Annotated in this window: 13 protein-coding genes and 1 pseudogene; 7 read left to right on the forward strand and 7 right to left on the reverse strand. The window is 73.5% G+C overall.

From position 1 onward, the window contains the following. Positions 1-97: 97 nt before the first annotated feature. Together OG552_RS02610 and OG552_RS02615 are read right to left on the reverse strand one after the other, a co-directional pair. Positions 98-3961 (reverse strand): ABC transporter ATP-binding protein, encoded by a 3864-nt coding sequence (locus OG552_RS02610; protein WP_443071131.1) that lies wholly within the window; start codon positions 3959-3961, stop codon positions 98-100. A gap of 825 nt (positions 3962-4786) precedes the next feature. Next, positions 4787-5362, reverse strand: coding sequence for a TetR/AcrR family transcriptional regulator (locus OG552_RS02615; protein WP_329129211.1), 576 nt, complete (start codon positions 5360-5362; stop codon positions 4787-4789). Positions 5363-5467: 105 nt separating this feature from the next. Between OG552_RS02615 and OG552_RS02620 the strand changes: the two genes are divergently transcribed. From OG552_RS02620 to OG552_RS02630, 3 genes are all read left to right on the forward strand, one after another. Then, on the forward strand, positions 5468-6175 hold the full coding sequence (locus OG552_RS02620; protein WP_329129213.1) for an SDR family oxidoreductase: 708 nt from the start codon (positions 5468-5470) through the stop codon (positions 6173-6175). 74 nt (positions 6176-6249) lie between these two features. Then, positions 6250-7176: a hypothetical protein gene (locus OG552_RS02625; protein ID WP_329129214.1), complete on the forward strand. Its 927-nt coding sequence runs from the start codon at positions 6250-6252 to the stop codon at positions 7174-7176. Further along, the gene (locus tag OG552_RS02630; RefSeq protein WP_329129216.1) at positions 7173-7925 is read left to right on the forward strand and encodes a hypothetical protein; all 753 of its coding nucleotides are present in this window, start codon (positions 7173-7175) and stop codon (positions 7923-7925) included. The genes OG552_RS02625 and OG552_RS02630 overlap by 4 nt, the downstream gene beginning before the upstream one ends. A 50-nt stretch (positions 7926-7975) precedes the next feature. Here OG552_RS02630 and OG552_RS02635 read toward each other — a convergent pair whose 3' ends face one another. Then, positions 7976-9406 (reverse strand): dihydrolipoyl dehydrogenase family protein, encoded by a 1431-nt coding sequence (locus tag OG552_RS02635; RefSeq protein WP_329129217.1) that lies wholly within the window; start codon positions 9404-9406, stop codon positions 7976-7978. A 228-nt stretch (positions 9407-9634) separates the two neighbouring features. Here OG552_RS02635 and OG552_RS02640 point away from each other — a divergent pair, with 228 nt between their 5' ends. The 3 genes and pseudogenes from OG552_RS02640 to lnt all read left to right on the forward strand — a co-directional run bounded on the left by OG552_RS02640 (position 9635) and on the right by lnt (position 12613). Then, complete coding sequence (locus OG552_RS02640) at positions 9635-10231, forward strand: histidine phosphatase family protein (protein WP_329129218.1); 597 nt, start codon at positions 9635-9637, stop codon at positions 10229-10231. A gap of 154 nt (positions 10232-10385) precedes the next feature. After that, positions 10386-10935: pseudogene (locus tag OG552_RS02645) on the forward strand (DoxX family protein). Between the two features lie 142 nt (positions 10936-11077). Beyond that, the gene (gene lnt, locus OG552_RS02650) at positions 11078-12613 is read left to right on the forward strand and encodes an apolipoprotein N-acyltransferase (protein ID WP_329129220.1); all 1536 of its coding nucleotides are present in this window, start codon (positions 11078-11080) and stop codon (positions 12611-12613) included. A 48-nt stretch (positions 12614-12661) separates the two neighbouring features. Here the strand turns inward: lnt and OG552_RS02655 are convergent, their stop codons facing one another. Continuing rightward, positions 12662-13552, reverse strand: a complete 891-nt coding sequence (locus tag OG552_RS02655; RefSeq protein WP_329140506.1) for a Gfo/Idh/MocA family protein — start codon at positions 13550-13552, stop codon at positions 12662-12664. Between the two features lie 287 nt (positions 13553-13839). Here OG552_RS02655 and OG552_RS02660 point away from each other — a divergent pair, with 287 nt between their 5' ends. Next, positions 13840-14286, forward strand: a complete 447-nt coding sequence (locus tag OG552_RS02660) for a hypothetical protein (RefSeq protein ID WP_329129221.1) — start codon at positions 13840-13842, stop codon at positions 14284-14286. Here the strand turns inward: OG552_RS02660 and ung are convergent. From ung to fabG, 3 genes are all read right to left on the reverse strand, one after another. Then, on the reverse strand, positions 14283-14960 hold the full coding sequence (ung, locus tag OG552_RS02665) for a uracil-DNA glycosylase (RefSeq protein ID WP_329140508.1): 678 nt from the start codon (positions 14958-14960) through the stop codon (positions 14283-14285). The genes OG552_RS02660 and ung overlap by 4 nt on opposite strands. Before the next feature lie 141 nt (positions 14961-15101). Further along, on the reverse strand, positions 15102-15860 hold the full coding sequence (locus OG552_RS02670; protein WP_329129223.1) for an SDR family oxidoreductase: 759 nt from the start codon (positions 15858-15860) through the stop codon (positions 15102-15104). A 23-nt stretch (positions 15861-15883) separates the two neighbouring features. Then, the gene (fabG, locus tag OG552_RS02675) at positions 15884-16645 is read right to left on the reverse strand and encodes a 3-oxoacyl-ACP reductase FabG (protein ID WP_329129225.1); all 762 of its coding nucleotides are present in this window, start codon (positions 16643-16645) and stop codon (positions 15884-15886) included. Positions 16646-16854 lie beyond the last annotated feature (209 nt).

The following is a 16854-nucleotide window of genomic DNA, read 5'->3' on the forward strand; positions in this document are numbered from 1 at the left end:
CAGCCCGGCCGGAAGGGGCGCGAGGAACGGCGCGCGCAACCCCCACCAGCAGAAGGTCCGGAAACCGAGCGACAGGGGCACCCCGGCCGGTCCGCGGTCAGCCCCCCGCAGTGGTCACCGCGCTGTCCGCCGCCAGCTGGTCGACAGTCGCCCCGCCACCGGTCTGCCGGAAGGCGTCCCACAGCTTGCGGTACGGCCCCTGCGCGGCGAGCAGCCCGGCGTGGGTGCCGGACTCCACCACGGTGCCGTGGTCGATGACCACCACGCGGTCGGCCCGGGCCGCGGTGGTGAGGCGGTGGGCGACCACCAGGGTGGTACGGCGCCGGGTCAGCGCGTCAGTGGCGGCGGCGACCCGGCTCTCGGTGGCCAGGTCGAGCGACGCGGTGGCCTCGTCCAGCAGCAGCACGTCGGGGTCGACGAGTTCCGCACGGGCCAGCGCCAGCAGCTGCCGCTGGCCGGCCGACAGGCTCCGCCCCCGCTCCCCCACCGGCTGGAGGTAGCCGAGCGGCAGCGCCGCGACCATCTCGTGGGCGCCCACCGCCTTCGCCGCGGCCTCCACCTCCGCGTCGCTCGCCTCGGGCCGCCCGTAGGCGATGGCGTCCCGCACGGTGCCGCTGAACAGGTGTGCCTCCTGCGGCACCACCCCCAGCCTGCGGCGGTATCCGGGCAGATCCAGCTCCCGCAGATCGTGCCCGTCCACCCGCACCGCACCGGACGTGGGGTCGTAGAAGCGGGCGATCAGTTTCATCACGGTGGACTTGCCGGCCCCGGTGGCGCCGACCAGCGCGACCGTCTCGCCGGGGGCGATCCGCAGGTCCACCCCGTGCAGCACCTCCTGTCCGCCGGTGCCGGTGTAGCCGAAGGACACCTGGTCGAACTCGATCCCGCCGCGCAGCCCCTCGACCGGCAGCGGGTGTTCGGCGACCGGGGTGCCGGTCGGGGTGCGCATGAGGGTGCGCAGCCTGCCGAGGCCGACGACCGCCTGCTGGTAGCCGTCGAAGACCTGGGAGAGCTGCTGGATCGGGGAGAAGAAGAGGTCCACGTAGAGCAGGAAGGCGATCAGGGTGCCGGCGGTGAGGGTGCCGGAGCGGACCTGGCCGGCGCCGACGACGAGCACGGCGGCGGTGGACAGGGTGCCGAGGAACTCCACGAAGGGGAAGAAGGTGCCCATGTAGCGCTGGGCGCGCAGCCGGGAGTCGCGGAAGCCCCAGGCGAGGACCGCGAAGTCGCGGGCGTTGCGCTCTTCCCGGCGGAACGCCTGGGTGACGCGGATGGCGGTGACGTTCTCCTGCAGGTTGGCGTTGACCGCGCTGACCCGCTCCCTGGCCTCGTGGTAGGCGGGCACCGAGTAGTGCCGGAAGAGCGCGGTGGAGCCGATCAGCGGCGGCAGTGCGCACAGCAGCACGACGGCGAGTCCGGCGTCGATCACCAGCAGGGTGACGAGGACGCCGAGCACGGTCAGCAGGCTGACGACCGCGGTGATCAGCCCGGTCTGCAGGAAGTTCGACAGCGCGTCCACGTCGGTGGTCATCCGGGTCATGATCCGGCCGCCGAGTTCGCGCTCGTAGTAGTCCAGGCCGAGCCGCTGGAGCTGCGCGTACGTCTTGACCCGCAGGGTGTAGAGCAGCCGTTCGCCGGTGCGCCCGGTGGTGCGCAGCTGGGCGATGGAGATCACCCAGTCGGTGGCGACGACGGCTGCGGCGGCGCCGGCCGCGATGAGCAGCACGCTGCCGGAGTGCCGGCTGACGCCGTCGTCCACGCCCTGCCGGACGAGGATGGGCACCATGATCTGCGCGAGGGCGTCGAGTGCGACCAGCACAAGGCCGAGCAGCAGTGCCACCCGGAACGGGCGGATCAGGGCGCCGAGGCCGAAGTGCGGGTCGGCGGCCCTGGTCTCCTCGGTGGGTACGTCCGGGTCGCCGGCCGGCAGCGGCATCCTGGCCAGCGCGGCGAGGAGTTCGGGGGTGGGCGGAGCGGCGCCGAGCACGCTGCCACCGGGCCCCCGGCCCCGGCCCGCGGTGGCCGCCGCCGTCGCCATCATCTGGGCGGCCCGCAGCGTGGTGCCCTCCTGGCGCCCCGGCCCGTCGGTGTCGGGGCGGCGCCACAGCGCCGCGGTCACGGCCGGAGCCGCGACCAGGTCCTCCTCGTCGGCCGGCAGCGGTTCCGCGGCGGCCGGCGCGGCGGGTACGTCCTGGGCCGCCGGCTGATCGCCCGGGGCGGGACTGTCACCCGGCTCCGGCACCTCCGCCGCGGTCAGCAGCGACCGGAACAGCGCCGAGCGCGCCCGCAGTTCGTCCATCGTGCCGGTGTCCACCACCCGCCCGCCGTCCAGCAGCGCGATCCGGTCGGCGAGTTCCAGGGTGGACCTGCGGTGGGCCACGATCAGCGTGGTGGGCCGGCGGGTGGCCTCGCGCAGCGCGGTGTGGATCTCCGATTCGACCCGGGCGTCGATCGCGGAGGTGGCGTCGTCAAGCACCAGCACCGCCGGGTCCACCAGCAGCGCCCTGGCCAGCGCGACCCGCTGCCGCTGTCCGCCGGACAGGGTCAGGCCCTGCTCGCCGACCACCGTGTCGTACCCCTGCGGCAGGTTCTCGATGAACTCGTCGGCGCGGGCGATCCTGGCGGCTTCCCTGATCCGTTGCTCGCTCGCGTCGGGGTCGCCGTAGGCGATGTTGGCCCGCACGGTGTCGGAGAGCAGCAGGCTCTCCTCGAAGACGAAGCCGATCCGGGACCGCAGCGAGGCCAGCCGCAGCTCGCGCACATCGGTGCCGCCGACCCGTACGGCACCGGCAGGCACGTCGTAGAAGCGGGGCAGCAGCGCCGCCGCGGTGGACTTGCCGGAGCCGGCCGGGCCGATCAGGGCGACGGTCTCGCCCGCCGCGATGTCGAGGGAGAGGCCGCGCAGCAGCGGGGCGGCGTGTCCGTAGCCGAAGGTGACGTCCTGCCAGCTCAACGCGGGTGGCTCAGGGGGGAGTTCGCGGGCGTCCGGCACGTCGGTGATGACCGGTGCCTCGTCGATGACCTCCAGCACGCGTTCGGTGCCTGCCCTGGCCTGCTGCCAGACGGTGAGCAGGGTGGCGACCTGGCGGACCGGGGTGACGAAGGAGCCGAGGTAACTGGTGAAGGCGAGGAAGGTGCCGAGCGAGATCCGCCCGTGCAGCGCCAGCCAGCCGCCGAGTGCCAGCACCGCGACCTGGCCGAGCGCCGGCACCGCCTGAAGTGCCGGGTTGTAGCGGCTGGTGCAGCGCACCACCCGCAGCCGGGACGAGAAGAGTGTGCGGGCCCGCCGCTCCAGGCCGGCCAGTTCCCGCTGCTCCTGCCCGAAGCCCTTGACCACCCGCACACCGGTGACGGTGGCCTCGACGGTCGAGGCCACCTCGGCGGCCTCCTGCTGGGCGTGCCAGTTCGCCGGGAACAGGTCCCGGCGGCTGCGCAGGGCGATCAGCCACAGCAGCGGGCCGACCACGAGCGCCACCAGCGTCAGCAGCGGTGAGAGCACCGCCATGAAGACCAGCGAGATCAGGAACATCAGCGCGTTGCCTGTCATGTTCGGCAGGAACTGCAGCAGCGTCTGGATGAGGGTGATGTCGGAGATCGAGCGGCTGACGATCTGTCCGGTCCGCAGGTTGTCCTGCTGGGCGCCGCCGAGCCGCAGCAGGGCGGCGAAGGCGTCGTTGCGCAGGTCGTACTGCACGCCGAGGGAGAGGCGGCCGGCCCGGTAGCGGCGGGTGAAACTGGCGCCGAAGCGCAGCGCGCCCAGGCAGGCGAGCAGCGCCGTCCAGGGCGCCAGGGAACCGGTGGTGCCGGCCGCCACGCCGTCCACGACGTGCCGCAGGACCAGGGGGAGGGTGGCGGTGGCAGTCGCCGCGAGCACCGCGCCGAGGAAGGCGGTGTACAGGTCGGCACGGTGCCGCAGACAGTAACCGCCGAGTCTGCGGACCCAGCCGGCCGTCGCCGCCACGGGCACGGCCGAGCCGGCCGCGGCGGCGGCCGGCTCGGGGGTTACAGGCTGACGGTCCGTCACCGGGCCTCCGTGAGTGCGGTGCCGGCACGCCCGGCGCTGGTGGTGGGCCTAGCGAAGAGGCGGCCGGCGAGGCGGCTCAGCCGGCCGTGTGCGGGGGTACGGGGCGGAACCCCGACGCCGCCGCGGGCGCGTCCCAGGCCGGCGGCACAGCGCGGAACCCTGACGCTCCCGGGGTCGCGGTCGGGTCCGGGCATAGCGGGCGGAACCCTGATGCCGCTGGGGTCACGGCCGGGTCCGGCGGCACGGCGCGGAACCCCGGTGCTCCGGGGGTCGCCGCCCGGGCCGGGGGCCCGCCGGGGGGTGACGACGGCTCCGGCGCGGGGTCCGGCCGGGTTCTCGCCGGCGCCGGTCCGGACGGGCGGCGGGCAACTCCGCGGAAAGCGCTGTGCGTTCAGCGGGCCGTCCACGCGGACGTACGTACCCCGGTGGCCGATCTCCCGCACCTTGTGCCCGCCGGCGCGCCCGCCGCACCTCTCCTCCGCCCCGCCGTCCCGGCCCCGGGTGACCACCCCCACGGACTCGGCAGCCCGCGGACGGCGTTCCTGGTGCGGCCGCCTGCGGTCAGTCCTGCGGGTCATGGAGGTTTACCCCCTCGTCGGATCGCACGGCCGCGGAGTCTACGTCGGCAGCCTGTGCGTCACCCTCCGTGCGCGCGGCACCGGCACAGCCCTGGCGGTCAGCGGGCCGTGGTCAGCTCGGGACGAGGCAGCAGCGGCCGGCGACGCGGGCGCGAACGGGTCGGCGTACCGCAGGGCGGAGGGCTCAGGCCCTCACCCCGGCCGCGTCGATCAGCGCCGACGCCGTGACCACCGCCAGCCCCTCCAGCGTGTCCGCCTTGATGCCGGCCCTGGCACTCGCCCCGTCGTAGACCAGGACCAGCTGGCGGGCCAGGAGCCGCGGGTCGGCGGCCCCGCCGCGTTCGGCCTCGGTGCGGAAGAACTCCGCCATCTCCTCCTTGGCGCGGGCGGCGACGATGCTGGCCGCGTGCCCGGGGTCCTTCAGTTCGACCTGCGTGGCCAGGTACGGGCAGCCGCAGTAGTCCGCTTCGAGCGCGGCCTCCTCCAGGCGTTCGAAGACGTGCAGCATGCGGGCCCTGGGGCGCTCCGGGACGCCGGGCGGCGGCAGCAGCAGGGCGCTCAGCCGCGGCCCCTGCCGTTCCAGTGCCGCCGCGATCACCGCGTCCTTGCTCTCGAACAGCTGGTACATCGACCGCTTGGACACCCCGGCGGCCTTGCAGAGCGCGTCGATGCCGGTGCTGACGCCCTCGCGGTAGAAGAGCTCCGCCGCCGCGTCGAGCAGCCGGTCGCGGGAGGACGCCTTGGATGTCGTCGTGGTCATACCCCGACATTACCGCGCCGGGTCGACACCGGAAACCGATCGGTATACGGTGTTGGAAACCGATCGGTTTTCACCGGTCGCCGAGAACCTCCGAAAGGCACCCTGATGAAGATCAACGGCTCCGTCGCGCTCGTCACCGGCGGCAACCGCGGTATCGGCGAGCAGTTCGTGAAGTCCCTCCTCGACGCGGGCGCCTCCAAGGTCTACGCCTCGGCCCGCGACCCCAAGAAGGTCAGCGTCCCCGGCGCCGTCCCGCTGCGGCTCGACATCACCGACCCCGAGTCGGTCCGGGCCGCCGCCGAGCAGGCCCAGGACGTCACCCTGCTGATCAACAACGCCGGCATCGACACCGGCGCCAGCACCGTCGCCGGCGACCTCGCCGACTTCCAGCGCGAGTTCGACACCCACGTCTTCGGCACCCTGCGGGTGAGCCGCGCCTTCGCCCCCGTCCTGGCCCGCAACGGCGGCGGCGGGATCCTCAATGTGCTCTCCGTCCTGTCCTGGTACGCCGCACCGAACAGCGGCGGCTACAGCGCGGCCAAGGCCGCCGAGTGGTCGCTCACCAACTCCCTGCGCCTGTCCCTGGCCGATCAGGGCACCCAGGTCACCGGCCTGCACGTCGGCTATGTCGACACCGACCTGGCCGCCCACGTCGACGCGCCGAAGAACGACCCTGCCGATGTCGTCGCCGCGGCCCTCGAAGGCTTGGAGGCGGGCCTCCACGAGGTCCTCGCCGACGACCTCAGCAGGCGCGTCAAGGCCGCCCTCGCCGCCGGGCCGGAAGTCCTCTACCCCCAGATCGCCGGCCACTGACCAGCCCCGGCCCGCCTCCGGCAGCCGGACGCGCAGCCCGGGCGGAGACACACCGGCCGTGCTGTACTGGCTGAGTGGATCACAAGCACGGCCATGTCGCGCGCGCCGCGCGGTCCGCCGACGCGGACCCCGGCGGCGCGCGCGCCCGTACGGCCGACGAGGTACGCCGCAGGGTCCGGCTCATGATCGACATCACCGCCCGGTCCGGTCAGTACCGCAGAGGGCTGGTGAAGGCGGCCGAGCGGCTCAGCCCGGAGGAGGCGGTGGTCATCGACGACCTGGAGAGACACGGTCTCCAGGTGCCGCAGCTGCACGACGTCCTGTGCGGAGGACATGTGCTGGTGGACGACCCCCAGCTGTACGAGGACTGGCAGTTCCCGAAGATCAGCCACGCCCGGTTGTCCAGCCACCACCACAACATCGACAAGAAGCTCTACCCCGACTACGGAATGCGCGGCCAGGTGGTGCGGGAGAAGCTCCACGGGCGCACCGAGCAGGGCACCTGGGTGCAGATGGAGAAGACCCCGGCCGCCTTCGGCAAGCGCAAGCTGCCCAGCCTCAGCGACGTCCGGCACCTCATGGACTATGTGGTGTACCGGATCACCCGCAGCAATGTGGGTCCGTGGGGACTGTCGCGGATGACCGAACGCCGCCCGATGTACCTCTCGCCGAACCTGGCCGTCCCCACCACCCTGACTCCTCCCGTCGCCCGCTCGCTGACCCAGGCGCTGCGCCGGATCGAGGAGGACGACGACACGACCGCCGCGTCCCAGGACCTGGCCGCCCGCTTCCCGCCTCCGGACCGCCAGGACCTGGCCGGTGAGCTGGGCCAGGCGCTGTCCGGGAGGTCGGGGCGCGGGGTGTTCGGCAGTTCCGAGGTATGGGTCACCGAGATGCCGTCACGGATCGCGGCCGGGGTGCTCGGTGCGCCCTGTCCGGCGCCTGGCACGGACGGATGGCGCGTAGGCGGTGGCGGACACGGCCTGGGAGGTTCCTCGTGAGCGACGATCAGCACGGCGTGCCGGCACCGGGTCCCGGCGAGGCGTCCGTCCCGGCCGGGCTCGTCGCGTCCGTGGTGGAACTGGTGAACACCGGGCCGGTGCTGCTCGGCGCCTACACCATCGCCGAACTCACCGTCGTGGACGCGATCGTGGACTTCCTGGAGGCCCGTCCGTCGGACGAGGTCCTCGCCGAGGCGGTCCGTTCACTGGCGGCCCGCCAGCTGCTGCTGGCCGGCTCCTCGGGCGACCAGGTCCAGGTCCGGGGAGACCTCGGCATCGCGGTGGCGCTCCAGCAGCGGGCCCGGACGGTGCTCGACGCCCGCGCGACCGGAACGGTCCCCGGGGAGCCGTGGCGGATCCTGCTGCTTCCGCAGCCCGAGCGGATCGCCCTGATGGTCCGTATCGACGCACTCGGCGTCCACCAGATCGGCCTGCACACACTCGACGACGCCCTGGACATCCTCACCGAATGGCTCCCCCGGGGGCCGTCGGCCGACGCCGGACGGGCCCCGGACGTGGACACCGTGCTCACCGCGGCGGAGCGGTCCGCGCTGGTGACCGTCACCCACTACACCGCCGAGGGCTCGGCGGAGGTCGCCGGCGAGAGCACCGACCTGGTGCTCGCCCGCCACGACGGCCGTCTGCACACCCTGGTCCGGGACCCGCAGGACCCGGACCAGCTGGTGCCCGGCCGCACCGAAGGCAGGGACGGCGTCCACGACCGGCTGGCCGGACTGCTCGGGGCCTGAGGCCGGCCGGTCACCCTTCCGCCGTACCACCGGCCGCCCCCCGGGGGGTGTCAGCCCCGGTACGTCTCCAGCAGGCGCAGCCAGATCTCGCTGATCGTCGGGTACGAGGGCACGGCGTGCCAGAGCCGTTCCACCGGGACCTCGCCGGTCACCGCGATCGTCGCCGAGTGCAGCAGTTCGCCGACACCGGGGCCGGCGAAAGTGACACCGATCAGGTGCCCGCGGTCGAGGTCCACGACCATCCGGGCCTTGCCGCGGTACCCGTCGCCGTACAGGCTCGCGCCGGAGACATCGGCGATGTCGTAGTCCACCACCTGGATACGGCGGCCGGCCCGTTCGGCCTCCTGTGCGGTGAGGCCGACGGCGCCGACCTCGGGGTCGGTGAAGACCACCTGCGGCACGGCGGCGGTGTCGGCGGTTGCCGCGTGCGGGCCCCAGGGCCGGTCGTCCAGCGGTTCGCCCTTGGCCCGGGCGGCGATGACCGCGCCCGCGATCCGGCCCTGGTACTTGCCCTGGTGCGTCATGAGCGCGCGGTGGTTGGCGTCGCCGACCGCGTACAGCCAGCCGTCCTCGACACCGGTCACCCGCAGGGTGTCGTCGACCGTCAGCCAGTCGCCGGGGGTCAGCCCCACCGTTTCGAGGCCCACGTCGCGGGTGCGCGGGGTGCGGCCGGTGGCGAAGAGGATCTCGTCGGCGGTCAGTTCGCCGCCGTCGTCGAGGCCGACCAGCACCTGCCCGTTCTCGCGGATCGCCGACACCACCGACACCCCGAAGCGCACGTCGGCCCCGGCCTCGCGCAGCCCGTCGGCGACCAGTTCTCCCGCGAACGGCTCCATCTTCGACAGCAGCGCGCTCCCCCGCACCAGCACGGTCACCTGCGCGCCGAGCGCCTGCCAGGCGGTCGCCATCTCGACCGCGACCACCCCGCCGCCGACCACCACCAGGCGCCCGGGGACCTCCTTGGCGCTGGTGGCCTCCCGGCTGGTCCACGGCCGCACGTCGGCCAGTCCCGGCAGCTCGGGCAGCGCCGCGTCGGTGCCGGTGCAGACGGCGACCGCGTGCCGGGCGGTGAGCGTCACGCTGCCGCCGTCCGGAGTCGCCACCGTCACGGTGCGGGGGCCGTCGAGCCTGCCGTGGCCGCGCACCAGGTCGACGTGCACCGACTCCAGCCAGCCCACCTGGCCGTCGTCCTTCCAGTGCGAGGTGAACGCGTCGCGCCGGGAGAGCACTTCGGGCGCGTCCAGCGGCCCGGCCACCGCGTCGCTCAGCCCGGGCAGCCGGCGGGCCTCGGCCCTGGCCACCACCGGCCGCAGCAGTGCCTTGCTCGGCATGCACGCCCAGTACGAGCACTCGCCGCCGACGAGTTCGCTCTCCACGATCACCGTGCTGAGCCCGGCGGCCCGGGTGCGGTCGGCGACGTTCTCGCCCACCGGTCCCGCTCCGATGACCACCACGTCGTAGGTGCGGGCGGCGTCGCTCATATGGGCTCCCTGTGCTGCTGTGTCGCTGTCCGGCGGCCTGCTGCCCCGACCGGTGTGTGCGGCGCCATCGTAACGAGGCCGCCGCGGGGGAAGCCTTTCCTGCGTTCCCCCGTTCCCTTCCCGTAAGGAAGTCGGCGGTGGCCCGTCATCCGCTCCAGGTGATGGGCGGGGACCGGCCACGTATGATCAAGATCGGGGCGCCGAGGGGCGTCACGGGAGGTGTGCTCGATGGGCGAGCTTGTTCTGATCCGGCACGGAGAGACCGAGTGGACCCTCTCCGGGCAGCACACCAGCTACACCGACCTCCCGCTGACCCCCAGGGGTGAGGACCAGGCCCGTTCGCTGGCCCCGCTGCTGGCCTCCCGGCACATCGGATGCGTACTGACCAGTCCGATGGAGCGGGCCCGGCAGACCGCGAAGCTGGCCGGCCTCGACCAGGCCCAGGTGGACCCCAACCTGCGGGAGTGGGACTACGGCGGCTACGAGGGCGTCACCACCCGCGAGATCCACCGCACCCGCCCGCACTGGGACCAGTGGACCGAAGGCGTGATCCCGGGCCCCGAGGGGCACCCGGGCGAGAGCGCCGAGGACGTCGGCGACCGGGCGGACCGGGTACTGGCCCGGGTCGACGCGGCCTTCGCCGACGGCGACGGCGGCGATGTGGTGCTCGTCGCGCACGCCCACTTCCTGCGGGTCCTCACCGCCCGCCGCCTGGGTCTGCCGGCCTCCGACGGCGCGCTCTTCCAGCTGTCGACGGGTACGGTCAGCCGGCTCGGCCTTGAGCACGGACGCCATGTGCTGACCGCCTGGAACCGCCAGCCCTGAGCGGCCCGCCGCGCCGCCCGCGGCAGGCGCCGGTTCGCCCGTACGGCCCCCGTGACCGGGCGGAGCGGCCCGGGGCGCGAAGACTGGGAAGAGGGGCACGCCCTGCCGCCCCCGCCCCCTTCCGCTCTTCCCGCTTCAGCAGAGGACTCCGGCCATGGCCCTTCCGTACCGCACCGATCTCGGCCTGCTCGCGATGCGCCTCGGCACCGGCTCGGTGCTGCTCGCGCACGGTACCCAGAAGCTCTTCGGCTGGTTCGGCGGTGGCGGCATCGGCGCCACCGCGCAGGGCATGGAGCAGATGGGGTTCAGGCCCGGCCGGGCGGCGGCCATCGCCGCGGGGCTCGGGGAGACCGGCGGCGGCCTGCTGCTCGCGCTGGGCTTCGGCACCCCCGGCCGCGGGCGCGGCGGCGGCCGGTGCGATGGCCAGCGCGGTCTCGGTGCACGCCCCGGCGGGCTTCTTCAACGCCGGCGGCGGCTTCGAGCACCCCGGTCTGGTCGGCTGGACCGCCGCTTCGCTGGGTCTGGCCGGCCCCGGCCGGTTCTCGCTCGACCACGTCACCGGGCACTGCCTCAACCGGCCCTGGGTGGTGGCGACCGCGTTCGCCGCCGCCGCCACGGCCGCCGCCCTGGTCATCCGCGGCCGCTCGGCCGGCGGCGACGGGCAGAACGGCGAGCAGACCGCCACGGAACCCGAAGAAGCCTGAACCGCCCCCCGGATTCCGCCCCCTCCCGCCGGCGCGGGGCGACACGCCGGACGCACGGCATGTCGCGTGTGGTGCAGGGTAGGCCGGTGCCAGGACACTGGTCGCCCCGGGAGACACGCGGGGAATCGTGAGGGAGCGGCTCATGACGGTGACGGCCGAGCGACATGCCACGCCCCGGCTGTCGTCGCCCTGGTGGCGCGGCGCGGCCGTCGCACTGGCGGGCGCGCTGCCCGCGCTGGCGTTCCCCGCGCCCTCCCTGTGGTGGCTCGCCTATGTCGCCCTGGTGCCGTGGATGCTGCTGGTCCGCTCGGCACCCACCGGGCGGCGGGCCGCGATCGACGGGTGGCTCGGCGGCGCCGGTTTCATGCTGGCCGTGCACCACTGGCTGCTGCCGAGCCTGAGTGTGTTCATCGTGGCGCTGGCGCTGCTGCTGGGGGTGTTCTGGGCGCCGTGGGGCTGGACGGTGCGCCGGCTGCTCGGCGAGGGCGCGGGCTCCGGTCAGGCGGTGGCGGCGACCGTGCTGGTCCCGTCGGCCTGGCTGCTGGTCGAGCTGGTGCGCTCCTGGCAGTACCTCGGCGGTCCCTGGGGGCTGTTCGGTGCCAGCCAGTGGCAGTTCGCGCCCGCGCTGCGGCTGGTGTCGATCGGCGGGGTCTGGCTGGTCAGTTTCCTGCTGGTGCTGGTCAACACCTGCCTGGTGGCGCTCCTCGCGGTGCCGGCCGTCCGCCGGCCGGCCGGCGCCGCGCTGGCCCTGGCGGCCGCGGTCACCACCGCGGTGTGGCTGTGGGCGCCGCGCGCCCAGCAGTCCGGCTCGGCGCGGATCGCGGTGGTCCAGTCGGGAGTCCTGGCGGCCGGCAACAGCCGGTTCGACCGTGAAGTGCAGCTGACCCGTGGGCTGGTGGGATCGCACCCCGACCTGGTGGTGTGGGGCGAGAGCAGTATCAGTGTCGACCTGGCCGACCATCCGCAGGTCACCCGGAAGCTGACCGCCCTGTCCCGCGAGGTGGGCGCCGACCTGCTGGTCAATGTGGACGCCCCGCGCGCCGACGGCAAGGGCATCTCCAAGACCTCCGAGCTGGTCGGCCCGGACGGCGTGACCGGCCCGACGTACGACAAGATGCGTCTGGTGCCCTTCGGCGAGTACGTACCGCTGCGCTCGGTGCTCGGCTGGGCCACCTCGGTGGGGAAGGCGGCCGGCCAGGACCGTCTGCCCGGCACCAGGCAGGTGGTGATGGACACCGGGACACTGCGGCTCGGGCCGCTGGTCTGCTTCGAGTCCGCGTTCCCCGACATGAGCCGTCATCTGACGGGCGACGGGGCGCAGGTGCTCATCGCCCAGTCGTCGACGTCGTCCTTCCAGCACAGCTGGGCGCCCGCCCAGCACGCCTCGCTCGCCGCGCTGCGGGCCGCCGAGGACTGGCGGCCGATGGTGCACGCCACCCTCACCGGGATCAGCGCGGTGTACGACGCGGACGGCCGGCCGGTCGGCCACCGGATCGGTACGAGCAGCAGCACGTCCGAGGTCTTCCAGGTGCCGCTGGCGACCGGGCGCAGCCCCTATGCGCGGTTCGGCGACTGGGTGCCGCGGCTCGCCCTGCTGCTGGCGCTCGCCGCGCTCGCCTACGAGGTGACGGCCCGGGTCAGGAAGTCCGCGGCGCCCGTCCCCGAGCACGCCGTCTGAGACCGGGCGCCGCTCCCGGCCGGCCTTCCCGGGAAACGGCCGGCCCGGTCAGCCGGCGATCTCGGTGACGATCCGCTCGCACAGCTCGTGGGTCTCCAGCGCGTCGCGCGCGCTGAGCAGCGTGCCGCCGCGCACCGCGTCGAGGAAGGCGAGCGCGGCCTGCTCGATGCCGCGCTGCCGGGCCACCGGAACCCAGTCGCCACGCCGCCGGAGGGTCGGCTGACCCTTGTGGTCCACCACTTCGGCGAGGTTGAGCACCTGGCGGCGCGAGTCGGCGCCGCTGACGTCCAGGCTCTCCTCGGTGGAGCCGCTCATCCGGTTCATCGAGCCGATCGCGGTGAAGCCGTCACCGGTCAGCTGCAGCACCACGTGGTGGAGGAGCCCTTCCCGTACCCGGGCCGAGACCCGCACCTGCTCCACCGGACCGGGTACGAGGAAGCGCAGCGTGTCCACCACGTGCACGAAGTCGTCGAACACCACCCGGCGCGGGTCGTCGGCGAGACCGACCCGGTTCTTCTGCATGAGGATCAGGTCGCGCGGGTGGTCGAGGCACTGGGCGTACCCGGGCGCGCAGCGGCGGTTGAAGCCGGCCGTCAGGGACACCCCGCGGCTGTCGGCGAGTTCCACGAGCCGCCTGGCGTCGGCCACGTGGTAGCCGAAGGGCTTGTCGATGTAGGCGGGGACGCCGGCCTCGATGAGCCGGGCGCCGATCTCGGCGTGGTGCTCGGTCGGCGCGTGCACGAAGGCACCGTCCAGGCCCTGGTCGAGGAGCGCGTCAAGCGAGGTGTGGCGGTGCGGCAGCCGGTAGGCGTCGCCGACCCGCTCCATGGTCGCCGGGGTCCGGGTGTGCAGGTGGAGTTCGAGGCCGGGCTGGGCGGCGAGCACCGGGAGGTACGCCTTCTGCGCGATGTCACCGAGTCCGATGACGCCGATCTTCAGGGGGGCGCTGCCCGGTGCCATGAATGCTCCTGTCGTCTCCGCCCGGCTGCGCCGGACCCGTGGGGACGGTGGTCGGCCCGCTCGCGTACGCGATCGCCGTACGGGTCCGTCCCACAGGTTCCCGTACGGGTGTCACCGCAGCATACGGGCCGGTCGGGGCCGCCACGGCGGGAGGGCGCGGCGGGCGCGGGCTTCCCCGTACGGGTGGCTTGGGGGTGGGCGGCGGCGGGAGGATCACCCCTTCGGGGAATTCCCCGGCCGCCCTGCCCTGCGGCACAGTTGGCCGAGTGCGTCGCGCCTCTCTCGCCCTGATCCTGCTGACCGCCTGCGCTGCCGCCGGCTGCACCAGCGTGTCCCCCTCGACCGCCACGTCGACCGCCACGCCGACCGACCCCGCGGCCGTACCGCGGTCGGCCGCCCCCGCGCACCCCGGCCCCGGCGCGGACCGTTCCGGCGGGGCGCCGGCCCAGCCGCCCCACGCGGTGCTGGAGACGGCAGGGGCGAAGCCTCCCGCCACCTCCTCGCCCTCGGTGCCGCCCGCCGGAGGCACGGCCGCGCCGCCGCACCACGGCCACCGGACGGTGGTGCCCCGGCCGCAGCCCCGGCCCAAAGCGGCGCCGCGGGCCACCGCGCTGCCCGGCGGCACGTCGGTGTGCGACCTCGGCGAGTCCTACGGCGGCTGGGCGGCGGGCAGCCCCGCGGCCACCATCTGCCGTCAGAATTACGGCCGTTAGGCCGTCGCGCCGAGGTCGGGGATCCGCCAGTCGATCGGGTCGTGTCCCTGGGCCTTGACCGCCTCGTCGATCTGGCTGAACGGGCGGCTGCCGAGGAAGAGCTTCGCCGACAGCGGTGACGGGTGGGCGCCCTGGATCACGATGTGCCGCTCGGTGTCGATCAGCGGCAGCTTCTTCTTGGCGTAGTTCCCCCACAGCACGAAGACCGCCGGGTCGGGGCGCGCGGAGACCGCCTTGATCACCGCGTCGGTGAACTTCTCCCAGCCCTTGCCCTTGTGCGAGTTGGCCTCGCCCTCGCGGACGGTGAGCACCGCGTTGAGCAGCAGCACACCCTGTTCGGCCCACGGCATCAGATAGCCGTTGTCCGGCACCGGGTAACCCAGCTCGTCCCGCAGTTCCTTGAAGATGTTCCGCAGCGACGGCGGGGTCTTCACGCCCGGCCGCACCGAGAAGCACAGGCCGTGCCCCTGGCCCTCGCCGTGGTACGGATCCTGGCCGAGGATGAGCACCTTCACCTGGTCGAACGGGGTCGCGTCCAGCGCCGCGAAGACCTCGTCACGCGGCGGGAAGATCCGGTGCTCGCGCCGTTCCTCCTCGACGAAGTCGGTGAGCTGCTTGAAGTACGGCTTCTCCAACTCCCCACCGAGCGCGGTCTCCCAGGAATCGGGCAGCATGCTGGGCACGTCAGGAACCTCCGGTAAGCGATCCATTGCTGTTCCAGAACGTACCGCGCCCCACTGACAGCGCGGCCCGGCATGCGAAAAGCCCCGGGTGGCAGCGGTGTTGGGGCCGCCACCCGGGGCGCGGAGCGGAGGTCAGGAGCCGGCCCGCAGGAAGATCCCGCCGTCGATCACCAGGTTCTGGCCGGTGATCCAGCCGGCCTGGTCGGAGAGCAGGAAGGCGGCGGCGCCGCCGATGTCCTCGGGGACGCCGAGCCGCCGCAGCGGATACCCTGCGGCAGCCTCCTCCTCGCGCCCCTCGTACAGCGCGGCGGCGAACCTGGTCTTCACCACCGCCGGCGAGATGGCGTTGACCCGTACTCCGGGGGCCATCTCGGCGGCGAGCTGCACCGTGAGGTTGACCATGGCGGCCTTGCTCATGCCGTAGGCCGCGATGAGGGGCGACGGCGCCAGGCCGGCGATCGAGGTGATGTTGACGATCGCACCGCCGTTCTCCTTCTGCCAGGCCTTCCAGGTCTGCTGGGCGAAGCCGAGCGCCGAGATCACATTGGTCTCGTAGACCTTGCGGACCACCGCGAGGTCGATCTCGCTGAGCAGGCCGTAGACCGGGTTGGTGCCCGCGTTGTTGACCAGGTGGTCGATCCGGCCGAACGCCTCCATGGTGCGCTCGACGGCGACCGCCTGGTGCTCCAGGTCGTGGGCTTTGCCGGCCACGCCGATGGCCCGGTCGGGGCCGAGCTTCTCGACGGCCTCTTTGAGGGCGTCCTCGTTGCGTCCGGTGATGCAGACGCGGTCACCGCGGGCGACGAGCGCCTGCGCGATGCCGTAGCCGATACCGCGGCTTGCGCCGGTGACCAGGGCCACACGGCCGCTGGCGGGGGGGAGCTGAGTCATGGTGAACGATGCCTTCGCGCTTGTCAGTTGAGCGGGCCGCCGGCCACGTACATGACCTGGCCGGAGATGAAGCCGGCCGCGTCGCCGGTGAAGAACGCGATGGCGTTGGCGACGTCCTCGGGCCTGCCCACCCGCTGGACGGGGATCTGGGTGGCGGCCGCGGCCTGGAAGTCCTCGAAGCCCATCCCGACCCGGGCGGCGGTGGCGGCGGTCATGTCGGTGACGATGAAGCCGGGGGCGACCGCGTTGGCGGTGACGCCGAACTTGCCCAGCTCGATGGCGAGGGTCTTGGTGAAGCCCTGCATACCGGCTTTGGCGGCGGAGTAGTTGGCCTGGCCGCGGTTGCCGAGCGCGGAGGACGAGGAGAGGTTGACCACCCGGCCGAACTTCGCGTCCACCATGTGCTTCTGGACCGCCCGGGTCATCAGGAAGGCGCCCCGCAGGTGGACGTTCATGACGGTGTCCCAGTCGGTGGCGGTCATCTTGAAGAGCAGGTTGTCGCGGAGCACGCCGGCGTTGTTGACCAGGATGGTGGGCGCGCCCAGCTCCTCGACGGCCTTGGCGACGGCGGCTTCGACCTGCTCCTCGTCGGAGACGTCGGCGCCGACCGCGACGGCCTTGCCGCCGGCCGCCGTGATGGTCTCCACGGTCTCCTTGCAGGCGCCCTCGTCGAGGTCGAGTACGGCGACGGCCCGGCCCTCCGCGGCCAGCCGTACCGCGGTGGCGGCGCCGATTCCGCGTGCGGCGCCGGTGACGATCGCGACGCGCTGCTCGGTGGTGGACATCTGTCTCTCCTCAGCCCGGTGTGACGGGCGGTCGCGCATGCGCCCCGCGTATGAGCGACCGCTTAGTAGGTCCCTTTGCGAAACCGTAGGAGGGCAGTGACCCACTGTCAACGCCATCCACCGGCGATGTGGCCCGGTCGACGCCCGCTCGGCATGCCTGCCGCATGCCCGCCGCACGCCTGTCGCATGCCCGCCGCACGCCTGCCGCC

Source organism: Streptomyces sp. NBC_01476 (genome assembly GCF_036227265.1).
GTDB lineage: Bacteria > Actinomycetota > Actinomycetes > Streptomycetales > Streptomycetaceae > Actinacidiphila.

Coding starts and splice junctions, on each gene's coding strand:
- fabG (WP_329129225.1), bottom strand. CDS start 16,645: ATGTCCACCACCGAGCAGCGCGTCGCGATCGTCACCGGCGCCGCACGC.
- OG552_RS02620 (WP_329129213.1), top strand. CDS start 5,468: ATGAAGATCAACGGCTCCGTCGCGCTCGTCACCGGCGGCAACCGCGGT.
- OG552_RS02635 (WP_329129217.1), bottom strand. CDS start 9,406: ATGAGCGACGCCGCCCGCACCTACGACGTGGTGGTCATCGGAGCGGGA.
- OG552_RS02640 (WP_329129218.1), top strand. CDS start 9,635: ATGGGCGAGCTTGTTCTGATCCGGCACGGAGAGACCGAGTGGACCCTC.
- OG552_RS02615 (WP_329129211.1), bottom strand. CDS start 5,362: ATGACCACGACGACATCCAAGGCGTCCTCCCGCGACCGGCTGCTCGAC.
- OG552_RS02670 (WP_329129223.1), bottom strand. CDS start 15,860: ATGACTCAGCTCCCCCCCGCCAGCGGCCGTGTGGCCCTGGTCACCGGC.
- lnt (WP_329129220.1), top strand. CDS start 11,078: ATGACGGTGACGGCCGAGCGACATGCCACGCCCCGGCTGTCGTCGCCC.
- ung (WP_329140508.1), bottom strand. CDS start 14,960: ATGCTGCCCGATTCCTGGGAGACCGCGCTCGGTGGGGAGTTGGAGAAG.